Below are 16,396 nucleotides of genomic sequence, written 5' to 3' on the forward strand. Positions count from 1 at the left end.
GCTTGCGGGATAACCAGTTGAGTTATGTCGCGTTGCGGGTATTATGCAACGCAAAAGAAACAGAAGGAGAGGAAAAGATGCCATCTTTCGATATTGTCTCTGAAGTCGATCTTCAGGAAGTTCGAAACGCCGTAGAGAATGCGACCCGTGAAGTGGAGTCGCGTTTTGATTTTCGTAACGTTGAAGCGAGCTTCGAACTGAACGAAAAAAACGAGACCATCAAGGTCCTCAGCGAATCTGATTTCCAGATTAACCAGCTGCTGGATATTCTGCGTGCGAAGCTGTTAAAACGCGGCATTGAAGGCAGTTCTATCGAAGTGCCGGATGAGTTCGTACACAGCGGGAAAACCTGGTTTGTCGATGCGAAGCTGAAGCAGGGGATTGAGAGCGCGACGCAGAAAAAAATCGTCAAGCTGATCAAAGACAGCAAGCTGAAGGTGCAGGCGCAAATTCAGGGCGAAGAGATTCGCGTCACCGGTAAAGCGCGCGACGATCTGCAGGCGGTTATGGCGCTGGTGCGCGGCGGCGACCTGGGACAGCCGTTCCAGTTCAAAAACTTCCGCGACTAAGTCGGGTGTGCGCTGGCGTATCATCTGTAAACGTCAGCCAATAAAAAAGCGGGGCATTCCCCGCTTTTTTTATACCCCTTTGATGGCCTGCTCAATTTCGAAGCGGTTGGTCACCTTGCTGTCGATTTTGATATACACCGAACGTTCGTCGGGCACCACCAGAACCTGTTTGACCCCATCTGTGCGCTGCAGACGCTCTTGCAGCGCGCCATCGGCCACTACCTCATCGGGAATTTCGACCCGTAGGCTGCTGACGTACGGCGGTTCGCTCATCGTCCCGGCAACCAGCAGCCACAGCATCGCCAGCAGTGCGCCAAGCAGGAATACGGTTTGTGAATCAAAGAAGCCGTCTACCCAGCCGCCCAGCGCGCCGCCAATCGCCACGCCAAGGAACTGGCTGGTCGAATAGATGCCCATCGCGGTACCTTTATAGCCCGCCGGCGACTCTTTACTGATTAAAGAGGGAAGCAGGGCTTCCAGCAGGTTGAAGGCGAGGAAGAACAGCTGAACGCCGGCGACCAGCTCCCAGAAATAGCCGCCTGCCCCCCACAGGACAATTTCGGCCACCAGCAGCAGCGCGACGCAGAACAGGAACACGTGTTTCATCTTGCGCTTCACTTCGGCATAGATGATAAACGGCACCACCGAGACAAACGAAATCAGCATGGTGACCAGGTAAATTTTCCAGTGTTCGGCGGCGGGGAAACCGGCGGCTTCCAGCTGCCCTGGCAGGGCCACAAAGGTGGACATCAGCATGATATGCAGGCACATAATGCCGAAGTTGAGCTTCAGTAGTTTCGGCTCGGCAAGTACTTTGCTGAAACAGCCCTTTACCATACCCGATTCGCGGTTCAGGACGTGGTTGTGACTGTCTGGCACCACCCACAGCGTCAGCAGGATGCCGATCGTCGCCAGGACGGCGATCATCCAGAACAGCGCATGCAGGCCCAGCTGGTGAGTAATAATCGGTCCCAGCACCATGGCGATGGCAAAGGTGACGCCAAAACTGACGCCGATAAAGGCCATCGCCTTCGTGCGGTTCTGTTCGCGGGTTAAATCGGAGAGTAGCGCCATGACCGCTGCGGCAATAGCGCCGGAACCCTGCAGCGCGCGTCCAAGAATAATGCCCCAGATGGAGTCGCTTAGCGCGGCGATTACGCTACCGATAACGAAGATTAACAGGCCGCCGACAATCAGCGGCTTACGACCAATACGGTCGGAGAGCAGGCCGAACGGAATCTGGAATACGGCCTGAGCCAGGCCATAGATACCAATGGCCAGGCCAATCAGCGCTTCGCTGGCGCCCTGTAACGCCATGCCATAGGTGGTCAAAACCGGCAGAACCATAAACATGCCGAGCATACGCAGCGAGAATACGGTCCCCAGACCCCAGGTCGCGCGCAGTTCACCTGGCGTCATTTTATTGTCGTTCATTACCACCTCAATCTAAAAACTGCGACTAGTGTAGTGGTGGCAGCCAGAAGCGTAAATAAATGTTTGTTTAACAGATATTACCGCTGTGTTGCATGATGAGGTAAACGCGGGGAAAACAAAGAAACCAGTGGAGAAGACTCCACTGGTTAATGGCATTTATTGTAAATTAAAGTCAACCCATTGGCTGCCGGCATCGGCGGATTTCACGCATTGCTCCACCCAGTAGACGCCGTGCAGACCTGCTTCAACGTCCGGGTACCAGAAGCTCTCCAGAAACGCGCGATCGCCCCGGTCCATCGCATCGATGGCTATCGCATAGCGCCGGTAGAGGTTTGCCCACGCTTCAAACAGCCCCTCCGGGTGGCCGCCACCGATACGATCGTCTGCCAGGGCCGCGGCGCTGAGATACGGCATGCCGCGTTCAAGTACCCGCGCCGGCTCACCTTGTACCTCGTAGCTGAGCTGGTTAGGATGCTCATCCCACCACTCGATGCTGGCTTTCTCACCGACGATCCGCACCTTCTGCGAGTGCATCGCGCCGCTATTGACCGCGCTGGTCCACATTGAGCCGACGGCGCCGTTATCGTATTCCATCAGCACAAAGGCGTTATCTTCCAGCGGCGCGCGCGATGCAACGAAGCTCTGGCGGGAACACATCAGACGGCGAATGTTGAGGTGCGGTGCCATCGTTTCGGCCACAAAGAGCGGATGCGTTGCCAGGTCGCCCAGCACGTAGCTTGGTCCGGCATACTTCGGCGTAACGCGCCAGCGGGTTGACTCCGCCTGCAGCTCAACGGCTTCATTATGAAAACCGTGGGCAAACTGCATATTGATAATTCGAATCTGCCCGAGCAGCCCGTCGGCAATCATCTGGCGCGCCTGCTGAATCATCTGATACCCGGCATAGCCGTAAGTGACGCCGACGATTTTGTTATGCTTGATGCTCAGCTCCCGCAGCTCCTGGGCTTCCGCGGCGGTAAAGCAGAGCGGTTTTTCGCAGATGACGTGCAGTCCGGCTTCCAGCGCCGCTTTGGTAATGGCGAAGTGGGTATTGTTCGGCGTGGTTACCGATACCACTTCAATACCGTCAGGGCGCAGGGCCTCTTCGCGGAACAGCGTTTGATAATCGGCATAGCAGCGTCCCGGCGCGATCCCGAGCTGTTCACCAAACTGACGTCCGCGTTCGGCATCAATATCAAAAGCGCCGGCCAGCAAGGTAAAGACATTGTCACGTAGCGCGGCCGAGCGGTGGCTGTAGCCGATCTGGCTGGTGGCTCCGCCGCCGACCATTCCCCATCGCAGGGAGCGGGACAGGGGTTTCATGCCGTTTAACATGGTGTTCTCCTTGATACAAAGTACGGATGTCTGATGAGATTCGCTCCCTGCTCCAGGAAGCGGGACAGGACCCTGGCGCCACTCCTGGCGACGAAACTGTCGCCTGAGGAATGGCAAGGTAGATTAAAAATATTTATTTCATTTTTAGTATTATATGAAATTAAATTTTTATTTATGAGAGAGGGATCGAAAAATTATCAAGATTATCCTCACCGTCCAGTGGGGCGCTGAAAAGCGACGATTTGGCTAAAAGCGTATCAAATTAGATGATTAACCCTGCTTTTATTGATGTTTATGGACAGGGATGTGTGAGCGCGCGAGGGGATGTGCTGAGATAATGAGCGATATGATTTCATTTAGTATTTAAATGAAATTTATTTTTCTTTTTCTCCGCAATAAAGACAGCGGAAAAGTCGGCGCAACGGGGGATTACGCCGACATCTGTTTATGTGGATTGGCCCGCCTGGCCTGCCGCCCGCTGAATGGCGGCAACGATCTCCAGGGAACGCAGCGCATCGGCAGCATCGATCAGCGGTTTTTCCTCGCCGGTGATGACCTGCAAAAAGTGGTCAAGCTGCAGCATGAAGGGATCGATAGCTTCGACCTGAAGCCTGTCACTCAGCAGCGGGTGGAGCCAGCCGCGCGCTTCGCCATAGCGCCACCACTGCATCTGCGGGATCGCCAGCGCGCCGCGGGTACCGGAAATCAGATAGCAGTTTTCCGGCGCGTGGGCGTAGATCGCATTTTCTCCCGAGTTCATCTCCCAGCTCCAGGGGCCGACGCCGCAATCGGTGAGTACCGCGCTACCTAATGCTCCGCTGGCGAAACGAAGGTTTACCACCGCGCTGTCTTCGTTGGCGAAACGGCGTACGGCATGGGAGGCAAAGGCCTGCACCTGGTCGATTTCACCAAACAGGTAGCGCATCAGGTCAATATCATGGACCAGATTGACCAGCAGCGGTCCCGCGCCGGGTTCACGGCGCCAGGCAACGTCAAAATAATCATCCGGCTTTTGCAGTACCCAGTGCGCGGAGACGGTGACGATTTGCCCGAGTTCGCCGCTGTCGATCAATGTCCTTGCCGCGGCGATCAGCGCGTTGTGCCGCCGGTGGTGCCCCACCAGCACCGGAACCTGATGGCGAGCAGCGGCGTCGACCAGTTCCCGGGCGCGTTGCGGCGAGTCGGCGACAGGTTTTTCGACCAGCACCGGGATCCCGCGTTCGATGCAGGCCAGAGCGCAGGGCAGGTGCAGAATATTGGGCGTGGCGTTAATCACCCCCTGCGGCTGGACCGCGTCCAGCATGGTTTCAACGTTGTCATACCCTGCGATACCCAGCGATTGCGCCAGCGCCTGCGCCTGAGGTGAAGGATCGGCCAGAGCGACCAGCTCAGCCCGTGGGTTAGTGCGGATCACCGCAATATGTTTGCGTCCGATGGCGCCCGCGCCAATGACGGCAAGACGAATTTTGCTCACGACAGACTCCTCAGCGTGGGGGACGGGGCAGGGGAGGTAGATTCAGCATCGCTGGCAAATAGCCCCTTTACCACCAGACCGACGACGGTTAATGCCGCCGGGATCCCAAGAATTAAAAAGACGTTTTCGAAGCTGAGATTGAGCGCCATCATTTCCGCGCCGGCAAAGGCGCTGAGGATGGCGCCCATTCGGCCGACGCCGTGCATCCAGCTGGAGCCGGTAGCGCGCGCCTGGGTCGGATAATAGCGGGCGGAGAGCGCATTCATGCCGGTATTCGCGCCGTTCAGGCAAGCGCCGCTGACGAAGGCCAGCAGGCACAGCAGCGCAAAACTGGCGGCAGCGTAGCCCATGGCCATCGTAAACAGGCCGCCGATGGCATAAATCAGCCCCAGCGCGCGATGGGGATTGATGCGATCCATTAGCCAGCCGGCAAACAGAGAGCCTACGGTGCCGCCGGCCTGATAAATCGCCGTCATCACCGCCGCCTGGCTGACGGTCAGTCCCACCTCTTTGACCAGCGTCGGCAGCCAGCTGCCGAGGATATAAACCAGAAACAGGCCCATAAAATAGACCAGCCATAGCATCAGTGAGCCGAGGCGGTAGTGGCGCGAGAGGACCAGGCGCATGGCGTTGGTATTGGCGGGCTGCGCCGGGAGCGTGAATTCAGCGTTATCCGCAATTTGCCCCGGATAGAGCCGTTGTAATATCGCCCGGATCCGTGCCGCCGGCGCGCGTTTAACCACCAGAAAGCGCACCGACTCCGGCAGCAGCCAGATAAGCAACGGCGCGAACAGCAGCGGAAGAATCCCGCCGAGCGCCATCAGCGAATGCCAGCCAAAGCGCGGGATCAGCCACGAGGCGGAAAAGCCGCCCGCCGCCGCGCCAAAGGTAAAGCCGCAAAAAATCACCGTAATCAGAAATGAGCGCTGGCGCTCGGGGGCATACTCCGATACCAGCGTGCCGATATTGGGCATCGCCGCACCGAGTCCCAGTCCGGTCATAAAACGGAAGAAAATCATCTGTTCGATGTTCTGCGAGAAGGCGGTGACGATCGTCCAGAAGCCAAAGAAAAAGACGCTGTTGACGATGATTTTCTTTCGCCCCAGCCAGTCGGCGAGCGGCCCGGAGAGGAGCGCCCCCAGAGCCAGGCCAATCAGCGCCGCGCTGATGACGAAGCCGAGCTCGTAGTTGGTTACCCCCCATTCATGCTTCAGCGTCGGGGCGATAAACCCCATAATCGCAATATCAAAACCGTCGAGCGCAATCACGCAAAAGCCTAAGAAAACCACCAGTTTCTGGAAACGGCTGAGCGGATTACCGTTGATTAACTCTCTGACATCCAGGCGTTGGGTCTGAGTCATAGGGTTTTCCTTATGCGCAGGTGTGCAGGTAAGACTGCGCGGCATTGAACAGCAACCGCGCGCGGTTGAGGGCGGGCAGAGCGCCCTGGGCGCCGCTTAACGGGACTTCCAGCGATACCGGTAGCGTCGTCGGCAGCGCGGACATCAGCCCATGCAGATCCAGCCCGCCTTCGCCCGGCACCTTCCGCGCGGCGCGGGCCTGGTGGATCAGTTCCTGTTCGTTATCGGGAATCTGCGCCGGAGCGTCACACAGCTGCATATAGTTGAGGCACTCTGGCGGCAGGTCGGCGAGGCTGGAGAGCGACTCTCCCGCGCGCCAGAAGTGGATGGCGTCAATCAGAATCCCAATATCCGCTCGCCCGCTGGCCGAAATCAGCCGCCTGGCGTCAGCGATAGTACGCAGCTGGGTCCACGGCATGGGCTCCAGATTCATGGTTAAGCCATACCCCCGGCCGGCTTCGGCGAGCGCGGCAAGATTTTCAGCGCTGCGGGTCAGGTGGTTATCGTTGCCGGCCACCAGCACCTGACGAGCGCCCAGGCGCGCGGCGGTTTCAAGGAAGCTTTCCAGGCGGGCATTAAGCGAAAAGTCGCTCGTCAGACGCACGATTTCGACATCTGATACGCGAATACCGGTCTCCATCAGCGCAGAGAGCGTTGCGCGAACGGTCGCGGTATCGCCGAGCATATCGTAGTCAGGATCGGTCGGCGTGGCAGGGAGCAGACGCAGGCCGACATGAGTAAAGCCGCTTTGTGCCGCGATCCGCACCTGTTCCGGTGGCGGAACGTCGAGCACGGTGAGCGCGGCGAGGGACAGGGTTCGCATGTTCATAAAAGACTCCGGTACAGTTGCAGGTGATTGTTGTTATGTGTACTGCCGTCCCTGGTAAGATGTCGGTTACGATGCTGTTTTTGTTATATTGGCGGCCAGTGTTTTCCCCACCAGATAGCCAAAGGTCATGGCCGGACCGAGCGTAATACCGCCGCTGGGGTAGTACCCCTGCATCACGCTCGACATATCATTGCCAATGGCGTAGAGGCCAGCGATCGGCTGCTGATGCGCATCCAGCACTCGCGCCTGTTCATCGGTTTTCAGCCCGCTAAAAGAGCCCAGCGAACCCGGTAAAATACGCACCGCATAAAAGGGCGCATGGCGCAGCGGACCCAGCGTTGGATGATGAGGATGCCTGGCATCCCCCTGGGCCCGGTTATAGGCCGAGACGCCGCGCTGAAATTCCGGGTCCTCTCCTCGCGCGGCGTAGTCGTTAAAACGCGCCACCGTCTCTGCCAACTGCCCGCCATCGATGGCGCACTGTTCCGCCAGCGCCGCCAGCGTGGGGGCCGAGTGGAGATAGCCCGTGCGCAGCCATGCTGCCGGCGAAAATGGAAAGGGGCGGGCGTGGCCCAGACCATAGCGGCGCAGCGTCCGGCTATCGGCCAGCAGCCACGCTGTCGGCTGCTCTCCCGCAGGCGTTGCGGCCAGCAGCGCGGCAATAAAGTCGTGGTAGGAGTCGGCTTCATTAGTAAAACGCTTTCCATTGGGCAATACGGCGATAAACCCCGGCTTCGCACGTTCAACCAGGTGCGGGAAGACCAGCTGCAGGCCGCTTGCGAGGGTGACGCGGGAGACCGGTGCCCAGGCCATGGCGTGTTTGAGCGAGGCGTCGAACTGACCGCCGACCGACTCCCCGAGCCGGATACCGTCCCCCTGATTACCCGGCGGCGCGGCGGAGAAGTGGCCATAGCCGTCCGCTGCGTGGGGAACCTGCTGCGCCAGGCGTTGGCGATCGTGTGGAAAGCCGCCGCAGGCGAGGATCACGGCGCCGGCGTGAACCTCAATATCGCCATCATCGCTACGCAGTACCGCGCCGCTGACCCCGGTCGATGATGTCAGCAGGCGAGCGACGGGGGCATTCAATTGAATACTGACGCCAGCGTCGAGCGCCGAACGCAGCAGGCGGCCCATCAACGCGTTACCATTAACCAGATACTGCCCGCGGCCAGTTCGCAGTCGCTGCCAGCCGTGGCGCAGCAGACGCCGGGCGGCATACAGCGCCGATCGCGGGGAGCGGGTTGCATTAAAAAAGTGCGCCATGTCGCTACCGCCGGCGATGCCCATGCCGGCGAGGCTGATGGTTTCCAGCGGCGGGCGCAGACGATGCAGCCAGTCGCCAAGCAAGCGTCCGTCAAACGGTTGTGCCGTCACCGAACGCCCCCCCTGGGCGTAGCCCGGTGACATGTGAAAATCCGGCATCTTACTGCCGGAGAGAAACTGCACCGCCGTATGGCGGCGGAAGAAATCGATCATCTCCGGGCCCTGCTGCAGGAAGGTGAGCAGGCGGGCATCGGCGGGCTGACCACCCATTTCATGCTGCAGATAGGTTAGCGGCGCGTCCTCTTGCTCCTGAATGCCCTCTTCGCGGGCGAGCGGGTTGCGCGGTATCCACAGCCAGCCGCCTGACCAGGCGCTGGTGCCGCCGATGACCGACTCTTTTTCGGCCAGCAGGACGCTGGCGCCCTTGAGGGCGGCGGTCACCGCGGCGGAAAGCCCCGCCGCGCCGGAACCGACGACCAGCACATCCACCTTTTTATGCCCGCTCATCTCCGGCCCCTTATTGCAGTGGTGAAAAATCAACAGGACGCAGCAGGACCGACTCCAGCCGCTCAACGGCCGCCAGTTCGCGGTTTTTACGCGAGAAGGTCAGCCAGCGTTCGTCCTGCGCCATGCGCGCCCGGCGTACCAGGCGATCGTCGAGGCTCTCGTAAGCCCAGATATGCACCACCTGATTCACGACGCCGATTTCGGTGAAGAAAAAACCGATCAGCTTACCGAGGTGCTCGGTCTGGACCGCGTAAGCATCGCTTTTGTACAGCGCCAGCCAGTCGGCCATTTTCAGCGGATTGAGGGTGTAGGTGCGTTTTTCATAGATCATGATGTTTCTCCTGTTGATGGGGTTAGTTGGTGTGTCATATGACGGGCACAGAGATAGCCGAAGGTCAGCGCCGGGCCGAGCGTAATGCCGGGACCGGGGTAGGTGCCCGCCATCATGGAATCCATATCGTTACCAACGGCATAAAGGCCTTGGATCGGCTGACGTTGTTGATTAAGGACCTGGGCATTCTCGCTGGTGACCAGGCCTCGCGACGTGCCTAAATCTCCGGTGTAGAGGGTGATGGCATAAAACGGAGCCTTCAGCAGCGGGGCATTGCAGGCGTTCGGTTGATGGCCCGGATCGCCCATCGCGCGGTTATAGCTGTTGCCGCCTTTGGCGAATTGCGGATCTTCTCCCTGCGCGGCATCGCGGTTGTAGCGGGCCACCGTCCCGGCGAGCGCTTGTGCGTCAAGTCCCAACTGTTGAGCAAGCCGGGCGAGGGAGTCCGCTTTGTGCAGGTAGCCGGCCTCGATCAGCGCATCGTTGTTAACCGGCGCGGGCCGCGCAAGACCGAGGCCGTAGCGTTTCATCGCCAGGGCATCGCAGATCAGAAAACAGGGGGCGTTTTCGGGTTGGCTTTGCATGGCGCTGGCGAAGTGGTGGTAGGAGTTTGATTCGTTGACGAAACGTTCCGCCTTTTGGTTGACGGCGATAACTCCCGGCTTGGCCCGGTCGGTGACCAGGTGCGGGAAGCGTTCTTCGCGCCCGTCGGCGTGGCGCAGTACCGAGACCGGCGCCCAGAAAAAATTGGACGGCAGGTCGGCGCCTTCGCAGGCGTTGAGTGCGCTGGCGAGACGGAAGGCGGCACCATCATTGCCGGCTGGCGACATGGAGTAATGCTCGCGGGTATGCGGCCGGTAGCGTGCCGCCAGCTCTCCTGCGGCAAAGCCGCCGGCGGCCAGCACCACGCCGCAGCGCGCCTGTAAGGTCTCTTGCCGGCCGTCGCATTCAATATTGACGCCGGTGACCGCGCCCTGGTGCTCAATCAGAGAAAGGACGTTGACGTTCAGCCGGAGCGTCATGCCTTTGCGCAGCGCCACGGTGGCCATGCGGGCAATCAGGGCGTTACCCATCGCCAGCCGGGTACCGCGCGGGTGGCTGATGCGGTCGCGCGCATAGCGTAGCAGCAGCTTCGCGCAGTGCGATAACGAGCGCAGCGAGCGGCGCATGTCCAGAAAATGCTGGATATCCACGCGGTTGACCATCATGCCGCCAAATAACAACATTCCCGGTGGGGGAGCGCGCAGATCGCGAAAGCGATCGCCGAGCTGGCGCCCGTCGTACTCCACAACCTCCAGCGCGCGTCCGCAATCAACGGCGCCCGGCTCATCAGGATAATAGTCCGGTGAGAGGGGGCGCAGACTGTACTTCACCGCGCCCTCTTTTTCGAGGAACGCCAGCGCCTCGCGCCCGGAAGCGACAAACGCATCGACGATGTCCGGACGATAGTTCTGTTCGCCGACGATCGTTTTCAGGTAGGTTTTGATCGCGTCTGCCGCGCCGCTTTTCCCCTGCGCACGCGCCTGATCGGTATCGTTGATCCATACCGCTCCGCCGGAGATTGCCGAGGTACCGCCAAACTGCGGCGCTTTTTCCAGCATCAGCACCGACAGCCCTTTGCAACAGGCCGTGACCGCGGCGGCAAATCCGCCGGCGCCGCTACCGATGACAATCACATCCCAGCTTTTCATGCCGCGGCCCCCTGTTCCTGTGGGATGGCTCCGATGAACTGCCCCATGAGCTTCATCTGCGCCAGCGCCATTTCGGGGCCGGTTTGTACCACGCAGCCGCGCTCCTGGGCGAAAGTCAGCAGCGGCGTGATTGCCGGTGCGGTAACGACGTCCGCGACATGGGTTGTCGGGGTGAGGGTTTCCAGTAAAGCCTGCGGCAGCGGCAGCGGATCGAAGTTTGCCATCCCGGCCGGAGAGCCGTTTACCAGCAGATCGAGACCGTTCAGGGTGTCAGGCAGCGCGGTGAGTTGGACCTGGGGGAAATGGGTGGCGAGGCGGTTATGCAGCAGCTGCAACGTGGTCGGATTCTGGTCGTGTAGCGCCAGCTGGCGGATACCGGCTTCACACAGCCCCCAGGCGATGGCGCTGCCGACGCCGCCGCAGCCGGAGAGCAGCGCGCTCTTCCCTTCAGCCTGAAAACCGTGGGCCGCCGCGGCCAGAGAGAAACCGACGCCATCCAGCATATCGCCCTGCAGACGACCATCCGCCAGTTTGCGAATGACATTCACCGCGTTGAGATGGCGGGCACGCGGCGTTAACTCATCCACCAGCGTGGCGGCGCGCTGTTTATGCGGCACGGTGACCAGTACACCGCTCATGTTCAGCCATCCGCGTAACGCCAGCAAATAATCCGCCACCGCTTCCGGGGCGATATCGACCGGGATCATCACGCTGTCCATCTGCTGGTCGGCGAAGTAGCGGTTGAAGTTTTCCGGTGATTTAACCTGAGTAATCGGATGGCCGATAACGGCAACGACCTGCGTGAATCCACTGACCATTTCAAACCTCATTTGTTAAATGAATGTTGTGAAAGTATTTCAGCGGAACCTGAGAGCGACAACGCAGAATTCGGACGTATTGGTTGTTAATCGCACCACCACTGCGATAATCGCAGTGAATCGATGGCAATGTTGCAGAAATGTGAGCTGATATGCAAAACACAATACATCCGCGCGATTTGATAGTCGGTCTGCAAAAAGGACTGGCCTTGATCCAGCTTTTTTCCAAAGATTTTCCCCGGCTCAGCGTGCCTCAGGCGGCGAAAATGAGTGGCCTGACGCAGAGCGCCGCGCGACGTTTTCTGCTGACGTTGCTGCACGAACGCTATGTACAGACCGACGGGCGCTACTACTGGCTGACGCCAAAAGCGCTGCGCCTGGGGCAGGCCTATGTTGATTCGGCCCAGTTCCCGCGCATGGTCCGCCCCATCGTTGAGTACATTGCCAGCCGCACGGAAGAGCATGCGTCGGTAGGGGTGATTGATGAAGATGAACTGGTGTATATCGCGCGCAGCAAACATACGCCGTTTAACTCGACCTCGGTGCGGTTAGGGGAGCGGGTGCCAATATTCTGCACCGCCGGCGGGCGACTCTGGCTGGCCTCGCTGCCGGAAGACGAGTGCGAGATGATTTTGCGGCGAATCAAACGCGAACAGCGCACGCCGTATACGGTGACGGACGTGGCGATGCTGATGGACAAAATTGCGCTGGTGCGGCGCCAGGGGTTTGCCACTATCGAGCAGGAGTTTGAAATTGGGATGCTGGTTCTGGCGGTGCCTCTATCCGACAGGGAAGGGATGTACTGGGGGGCGCTGAGCCTGACCTCTCATCAGTCGCGGACTTCGCTGGATGCGTTGTGTCGCGACCATCTGGATCTGCTGTATAGCGCGCAGGCGATGCTGGTGGGATAACTCCGGGCAATAAAAAACCCCGCCGGAGCGGGGTTTGTCAGAGCGACAATCTTATCTGACGTAGGCCAGCAGATTGTGTGAATCCGGCACCATAAAGTCGACGGACATCATGACCGACAGCGCGGTAATGGCGACGATAGAAAAGACGAACAGCTTACGCGCCCAGACTTTATCATCCGCCACTTTGTAACCGCGCAGCGCCATCCCCAGCCACCAGACGCTCACCGCGGCCGCAACGACCAGGTATTTATACCCGGCGTAGCCACCCAGCGACAGCATCAGCGTAGCGACAGCAAAAGCCACGATGTACAGCGTAATGTGGTTTTTCGCCACGGAAATACCTTTCACGACCGGCAGAACCGGAATGTTCGCCGCCTGATAATCCTTGAAGCGGAAAATCGCGATGGCGTAGGAGTGAGGCATTTGCCACAGGCTGAAGATAGCCAGCAGAATCGCCGCGCCGCTATCGAAATTACCGGTCACCGCACAGTAGCCAATCACCGGCGGCGCAGCGCCGGAGAGAGAACCAATCAGCGTGCCGTAGACGGAGTGGCGTTTCATGTACAGGCTGTAGACGCCGACATAAACCACGAACCCCATCACCCCCAGCCAGCAGGCCAGAGGGTTAGCGCCAAACCACAGGAGCATGAAGCCAGCAATACCCAGCAAGGTGGCGTATACCAGCGAAACTTGTGGCGAGATCAGCCCTTTGACCAGCACCCGGTTTTTCGTCCGTTCCATCTTACGATCGATGTCACGGTCGATGTAGTTGTTGAATACACAACCCGAGGCGACCACCAGGGACACCCCAAGGAGCGTCCATGCAAACAGCGGATAGTCGATGTGGCCCTTGGAGGCCAACAGGAAACCGCCGATCACGGAGATCAGGTTGCCAAAAATGATGCCAGGTTTCGTTACTTGCAGGTATTGCTTAAACATACTTGCCGCTCTTAGTGCATCATCATGTTGTAGTTCAGGTTCCACATAATCCAGATGGAGCCAACAACAACGATAGCAATGATGATTACGGTGAAGATAAACGCGGTCAGGTTCCAACCTTCGTCAGACTTGCTGTTCATGTGCAGGAAGTACACCAGGTGTACCAGAATCTGCACAACAGCAGTGACCAGGATAGTTCCAAGAATAGCCGCATGCGATGCGGAGCCACTCATAACCATAGCAAACGGAATAACCGTCAGAATGATCGACAGGACGAACCCTGTCATGTAGCTCTTTACGCTGCCGTGAGAAGCGCCGTTATGATCGCTAGAATGACTCATTACATTGCCCCCATCAGATAAACAACCGAGAACACGCAGATCCACACAACGTCCAGGAAGTGCCAGAACAGGCTCAGGCACATGATACGGGTGCGGTTAGTGTTGGTCAGGCCACGACGTGAAACCTGAACCATCAGCACCGCCATCCAGATCAGACCGGAGGTGACGTGCAGACCGTGGGTTCCGACCAGCGCGAAGAACGCTGACAGGAAGCCGCTGCGATCCGGGCCCATACCTTCAACAATCAGGTGATGGAATTCATAGAGTTCCATCGCGATGAACCCTGCCCCGAAGAGGAAGGTCAGCGCCAGCCAGGAGACAACCTGGCTCTTGTTGTTTTTGTACATGGCGATAGCCGCCATGCCGTAGGTGATGGAGCTGAACAGCAGCAGCGCGGTTTCAACCAGAACGAACGGCAGTTCAAAAATATCTTTACCGGTCGGTCCGCCAGCCGTGCCGTTCACCAGAACGGCATAGGTAGCAAACAGGGTGGCGAAGATAATGCAGTCGCTCATCAGGTAGATCCAGAAGCCGAATACCTTCATCGGCCCTGTATCGTGGTGCCCGTGTTCATGCGCGTGGGCGTTATGCGCAAGAGTATCAGTTGCCATTTTTCAGCCCTGCTTTGTTAATCTCATCGAAATGCTGATTTTCCAGTTTTTCGACTACTGCAACCGGCACGTAGTAATCCACGTCCTCGTCAAAGCTCTTAATAATCCAGGTCACCAGGATACCGACGAAGCTTGCAATCGCCATCCACCAGATGTGCCAGATCATCGCGAAACCAAACACCGTTGCGAAAGCAGCAATAACGATGCCGGCGCCGCTGTTTTTCGGCATATGAATCTCTTCATAGCCAGCCGGTTTCTTATACGCTTCGCCTTTTTCTTTCATTTCCCAGAACGCGTCACGTTCGTGAACGACAGGAACGATAGCGAAGTTGTAGAACGGAGGCGGAGAAGAGGTTGCCCACTCCAGAGTACGGCCGCCCCACGGGTCACCGGTCAGGTCGCGGTTCTGTTCGCGATCGCGGATAGACACGTAGAACTGAATCAGCTGGCAGAGGATACCGCAGGCAATCAGCGCCGCACCGCATGCCGCAACAACCAGCATCGGGTGGAACTGCGGGTCAATCTGCTGGCTCAGGCGACGGGTCATCCCCATGAAGCCCAGCACGTACAGCGGCATAAATGCAACGAAGAAGCCGATGATCCAGAACCAGAAAGCGCGTTTGCCCCAGGTTTCGTTCAGCGTGAAGCCAAAGGCTTTCGGCCACCAGTAGGTCAGACCAGCAAAGCAACCGAATACCACACCACCGATAATGACGTTATGGAAGTGGGCAATCAGGAACAGACTGTTGTGCAGCACGAAGTCCGCGCCCGGTACCGCCAGCAGAACGCCGGTCATACCACCAACAGAGAAGGTCACGATGAAGCCGATAGTCCACAGCATGGCTGAGTTGAAGACGATGCGGCCCTGGTACATGGTGAACAGCCAGTTGAAGATCTTAACCCCGGTCGGGATGGCGATAATCATGGTGGTAATACCGAAGAAGGCGTTGACGTTCGCGCCGGCACCCATGGTGAAGAAGTGGTGCAGCCAAACGATGAACGACAGAACGGTAATACACACTGTTGCCCATACCAGCGAGGTGTAGCCAAACAGACGCTTACGCGAGAAGGTTGCAGCGATTTCGGAGAACACCCCGAAGACCGGCAGAACCAGGATATACACTTCCGGGTGGCCCCAGGCCCAAATCAGGTTGATGTACATCATCATGTTGCCACCCATATCGTTGGTAAAGAAATGGGTGCCCAGGTAGCGGTCCAGGGTCAGCAGCGCGACGGTGACGGTCAGGATTGGGAAGGAGGCGATAATCAGGATGTTGGCGCACAGAGATGCCCAGCTAAATACTGGCATCTTGAACATCGTCATGCCAGGGGCACGCATCTTGATAATGGTCACGAAGAAGTTAATACCGGTTAACGTCGTACCAATACCGGAGAGCTGGAGAGCCCAGATCCAGTAATCGACCCCAACGCCCGGACTGTACTCGATTCCCGACAGCGGCGGATAGGCCAGCCAACCGGTCTGAGCGAATTCACCGACGCCCAGAGACAAGTTAACCAGAATCACGCCCACAACGGTGAACCAGAAGCTCAGGTTGTTGAGGAACGGGAAGGCAACGTCGCGCGCACCGATCTGCAGCGGAACCACGAGGTTCATCAGACCGATAACAAACGGCATCGCTACGAAGAAGATCATGATAACGCCGTGGGCGGTAAAGATCTGATCGTAGTGGTGAGGCGGCAGGAACCCTGCTTCCCCGGCCGAGGCCAGCACCTGCTGGCTACGCATCATAACGGCGTCAGCGAAGCCACGCAGCAACATCACGATTGCTACGATGACATACATGATACCGAGTCGTTTGTGGTCGACCGAAGTCAGCCACTCATTCCAAAGGTAGGACCACTTACCGAAGTAAGTGATTGCCGCCAGAAGCGCCAGTCCCCCGATGATAATCGCAGCCACCGTAACCACAATAATGGGTTCGTGGTAGGGCACTGCATCCAGTGTAAGTTTTCCGAACATC

15 protein-coding genes are annotated in these 16,396 nt (G+C 58.3%); 2 read left to right on the forward strand and 13 right to left on the reverse strand.

What is annotated here, in order from left to right; all coding sequences use genetic code 11:
- Window positions 1-77 precede the first annotated feature (77 nt).
- Window positions 78-569 carry a YajQ family cyclic di-GMP-binding protein gene (locus ROR01S_RS21415; protein ID WP_004858653.1) on the forward strand — a complete coding sequence of 164 codons (492 nt, stop codon included), beginning with the start codon at window positions 78-80 and terminating at the stop codon, window positions 567-569.
- A gap of 69 nt (window positions 570-638) precedes the next feature.
- Here ROR01S_RS21415 and ROR01S_RS21420 read toward each other — a convergent pair whose 3' ends face one another.
- The 9 genes from ROR01S_RS21420 to ROR01S_RS21460 form a co-directional block, all read right to left on the reverse strand.
- On the reverse strand, window positions 639-2,003 hold the full coding sequence (locus ROR01S_RS21420) for an MFS transporter (RefSeq protein ID WP_004858655.1): 1,365 nt from the start codon (window positions 2,001-2,003) through the stop codon (window positions 639-641).
- A 156-nt stretch (window positions 2,004-2,159) separates the two neighbouring features.
- Window positions 2,160-3,338, reverse strand: a complete 1,179-nt coding sequence (locus tag ROR01S_RS21425; protein ID WP_004858665.1) for a Gfo/Idh/MocA family protein — start codon at window positions 3,336-3,338, stop codon at window positions 2,160-2,162.
- Between the two features lie 445 nt (window positions 3,339-3,783).
- A complete protein-coding gene (locus ROR01S_RS21430; RefSeq protein ID WP_064359863.1) occupies window positions 3,784-4,812 on the reverse strand; it encodes a Gfo/Idh/MocA family protein in 1,029 nt (342 codons plus the stop codon).
- Complete coding sequence (locus ROR01S_RS21435; RefSeq protein WP_004858680.1) at window positions 4,809-6,173, reverse strand: MFS transporter; 1,365 nt, start codon at window positions 6,171-6,173, stop codon at window positions 4,809-4,811. The genes ROR01S_RS21430 and ROR01S_RS21435 overlap by 4 nt, the downstream gene beginning before the upstream one ends.
- A 10-nt stretch (window positions 6,174-6,183) precedes the next feature.
- Complete coding sequence (locus ROR01S_RS21440) at window positions 6,184-7,002, reverse strand: sugar phosphate isomerase/epimerase family protein (protein WP_004858682.1); 819 nt, start codon at window positions 7,000-7,002, stop codon at window positions 6,184-6,186.
- A gap of 66 nt (window positions 7,003-7,068) precedes the next feature.
- A complete protein-coding gene (locus ROR01S_RS21445; protein WP_004858686.1) occupies window positions 7,069-8,772 on the reverse strand; it encodes an FAD-dependent oxidoreductase in 1,704 nt (567 codons plus the stop codon).
- Between the two features lie 10 nt (window positions 8,773-8,782).
- Window positions 8,783-9,103: an NIPSNAP family protein gene (locus tag ROR01S_RS21450; protein WP_004858687.1), complete on the reverse strand. Its 321-nt coding sequence runs from the start codon at window positions 9,101-9,103 to the stop codon at window positions 8,783-8,785.
- A complete protein-coding gene (locus ROR01S_RS21455) occupies window positions 9,100-10,794 on the reverse strand; it encodes an FAD-dependent oxidoreductase (RefSeq protein WP_004858689.1) in 1,695 nt (564 codons plus the stop codon). Before ROR01S_RS21455 ends, ROR01S_RS21450 begins: the two co-directional genes overlap by 4 nt.
- Window positions 10,791-11,612: a shikimate dehydrogenase family protein gene (locus ROR01S_RS21460; RefSeq protein ID WP_064359864.1), complete on the reverse strand. Its 822-nt coding sequence runs from the start codon at window positions 11,610-11,612 to the stop codon at window positions 10,791-10,793. Before ROR01S_RS21460 ends, ROR01S_RS21455 begins: the two co-directional genes overlap by 4 nt.
- A gap of 152 nt (window positions 11,613-11,764) precedes the next feature.
- On the opposite strand from ROR01S_RS21460, the gene ROR01S_RS21465 reads away from it, so the two are divergent.
- Entirely contained in the window at window positions 11,765-12,523 is a 759-nt protein-coding gene (locus ROR01S_RS21465) for an IclR family transcriptional regulator domain-containing protein (RefSeq protein WP_004858693.1), read from the forward strand.
- A 51-nt stretch (window positions 12,524-12,574) separates the two neighbouring features.
- On the opposite strand, the gene cyoE is transcribed toward ROR01S_RS21465, so the two are convergent.
- The 4 genes from cyoE to cyoB are packed head-to-tail and all read right to left on the reverse strand — an operon-like array spanning window position 12,575 to window position 16,395.
- Window positions 12,575-13,462, reverse strand: coding sequence for a heme o synthase (gene cyoE, locus ROR01S_RS21470; protein ID WP_004858694.1), 888 nt, complete (start codon window positions 13,460-13,462; stop codon window positions 12,575-12,577).
- An 11-nt stretch (window positions 13,463-13,473) separates the two neighbouring features.
- Window positions 13,474-13,803, reverse strand: coding sequence for a cytochrome o ubiquinol oxidase subunit IV (locus ROR01S_RS21475; RefSeq protein ID WP_004858696.1), 330 nt, complete (start codon window positions 13,801-13,803; stop codon window positions 13,474-13,476).
- On the reverse strand, window positions 13,803-14,414 hold the full coding sequence (locus ROR01S_RS21480; RefSeq protein WP_004129790.1) for a cytochrome o ubiquinol oxidase subunit III: 612 nt from the start codon (window positions 14,412-14,414) through the stop codon (window positions 13,803-13,805). The genes ROR01S_RS21475 and ROR01S_RS21480 overlap by 1 nt, the downstream gene beginning before the upstream one ends.
- On the reverse strand, window positions 14,404-16,395 hold the full coding sequence (cyoB, locus tag ROR01S_RS21485; RefSeq protein ID WP_004858703.1) for a cytochrome o ubiquinol oxidase subunit I: 1,992 nt from the start codon (window positions 16,393-16,395) through the stop codon (window positions 14,404-14,406). Before cyoB ends, ROR01S_RS21480 begins: the two co-directional genes overlap by 11 nt.
- Between the last annotated feature and the right edge of the window lies 1 nt (window position 16,396).

This window comes from Klebsiella ornithinolytica NBRC 105727 = ATCC 31898 (assembly GCF_001598295.1).
Taxonomy (GTDB): Bacteria; Pseudomonadota; Gammaproteobacteria; order Enterobacterales; family Enterobacteriaceae; genus Klebsiella; species Klebsiella ornithinolytica.

Bases quoted from the DNA above. Each gene is read 5' to 3' on its own strand.
- ROR01S_RS21415 (WP_004858653.1), top strand. From the start codon at position 78: ATGCCATCTTTCGATATTGTCTCTGAAGTCGATCTTCAGGAAGTTCGA.
- ROR01S_RS21420 (WP_004858655.1), bottom strand. From the start codon at position 2,003: ATGAACGACAATAAAATGACGCCAGGTGAACTGCGCGCGACCTGGGGT.
- ROR01S_RS21425 (WP_004858665.1), bottom strand. From the start codon at position 3,338: ATGTTAAACGGCATGAAACCCCTGTCCCGCTCCCTGCGATGGGGAATG.
- ROR01S_RS21435 (WP_004858680.1), bottom strand. From the start codon at position 6,173: ATGACTCAGACCCAACGCCTGGATGTCAGAGAGTTAATCAACGGTAAT.
- ROR01S_RS21440 (WP_004858682.1), bottom strand. From the start codon at position 7,002: ATGAACATGCGAACCCTGTCCCTCGCCGCGCTCACCGTGCTCGACGTT.
- ROR01S_RS21445 (WP_004858686.1), bottom strand. From the start codon at position 8,772: ATGAGCGGGCATAAAAAGGTGGATGTGCTGGTCGTCGGTTCCGGCGCG.
- ROR01S_RS21450 (WP_004858687.1), bottom strand. From the start codon at position 9,103: ATGATCTATGAAAAACGCACCTACACCCTCAATCCGCTGAAAATGGCC.
- ROR01S_RS21455 (WP_004858689.1), bottom strand. From the start codon at position 10,794: ATGAAAAGCTGGGATGTGATTGTCATCGGTAGCGGCGCCGGCGGATTT.
- ROR01S_RS21460 (WP_064359864.1), bottom strand. From the start codon at position 11,612: ATGGTCAGTGGATTCACGCAGGTCGTTGCCGTTATCGGCCATCCGATT.
- ROR01S_RS21465 (WP_004858693.1), top strand. From the start codon at position 11,765: ATGCAAAACACAATACATCCGCGCGATTTGATAGTCGGTCTGCAAAAA.
- cyoE (WP_004858694.1), bottom strand. From the start codon at position 13,462: ATGTTTAAGCAATACCTGCAAGTAACGAAACCTGGCATCATTTTTGGC.
- ROR01S_RS21475 (WP_004858696.1), bottom strand. From the start codon at position 13,803: ATGAGTCATTCTAGCGATCATAACGGCGCTTCTCACGGCAGCGTAAAG.
- ROR01S_RS21480 (WP_004129790.1), bottom strand. From the start codon at position 14,414: ATGGCAACTGATACTCTTGCGCATAACGCCCACGCGCATGAACACGGG.
- cyoB (WP_004858703.1), bottom strand. From the start codon at position 16,395: ATGTTCGGAAAACTTACACTGGATGCAGTGCCCTACCACGAACCCATT.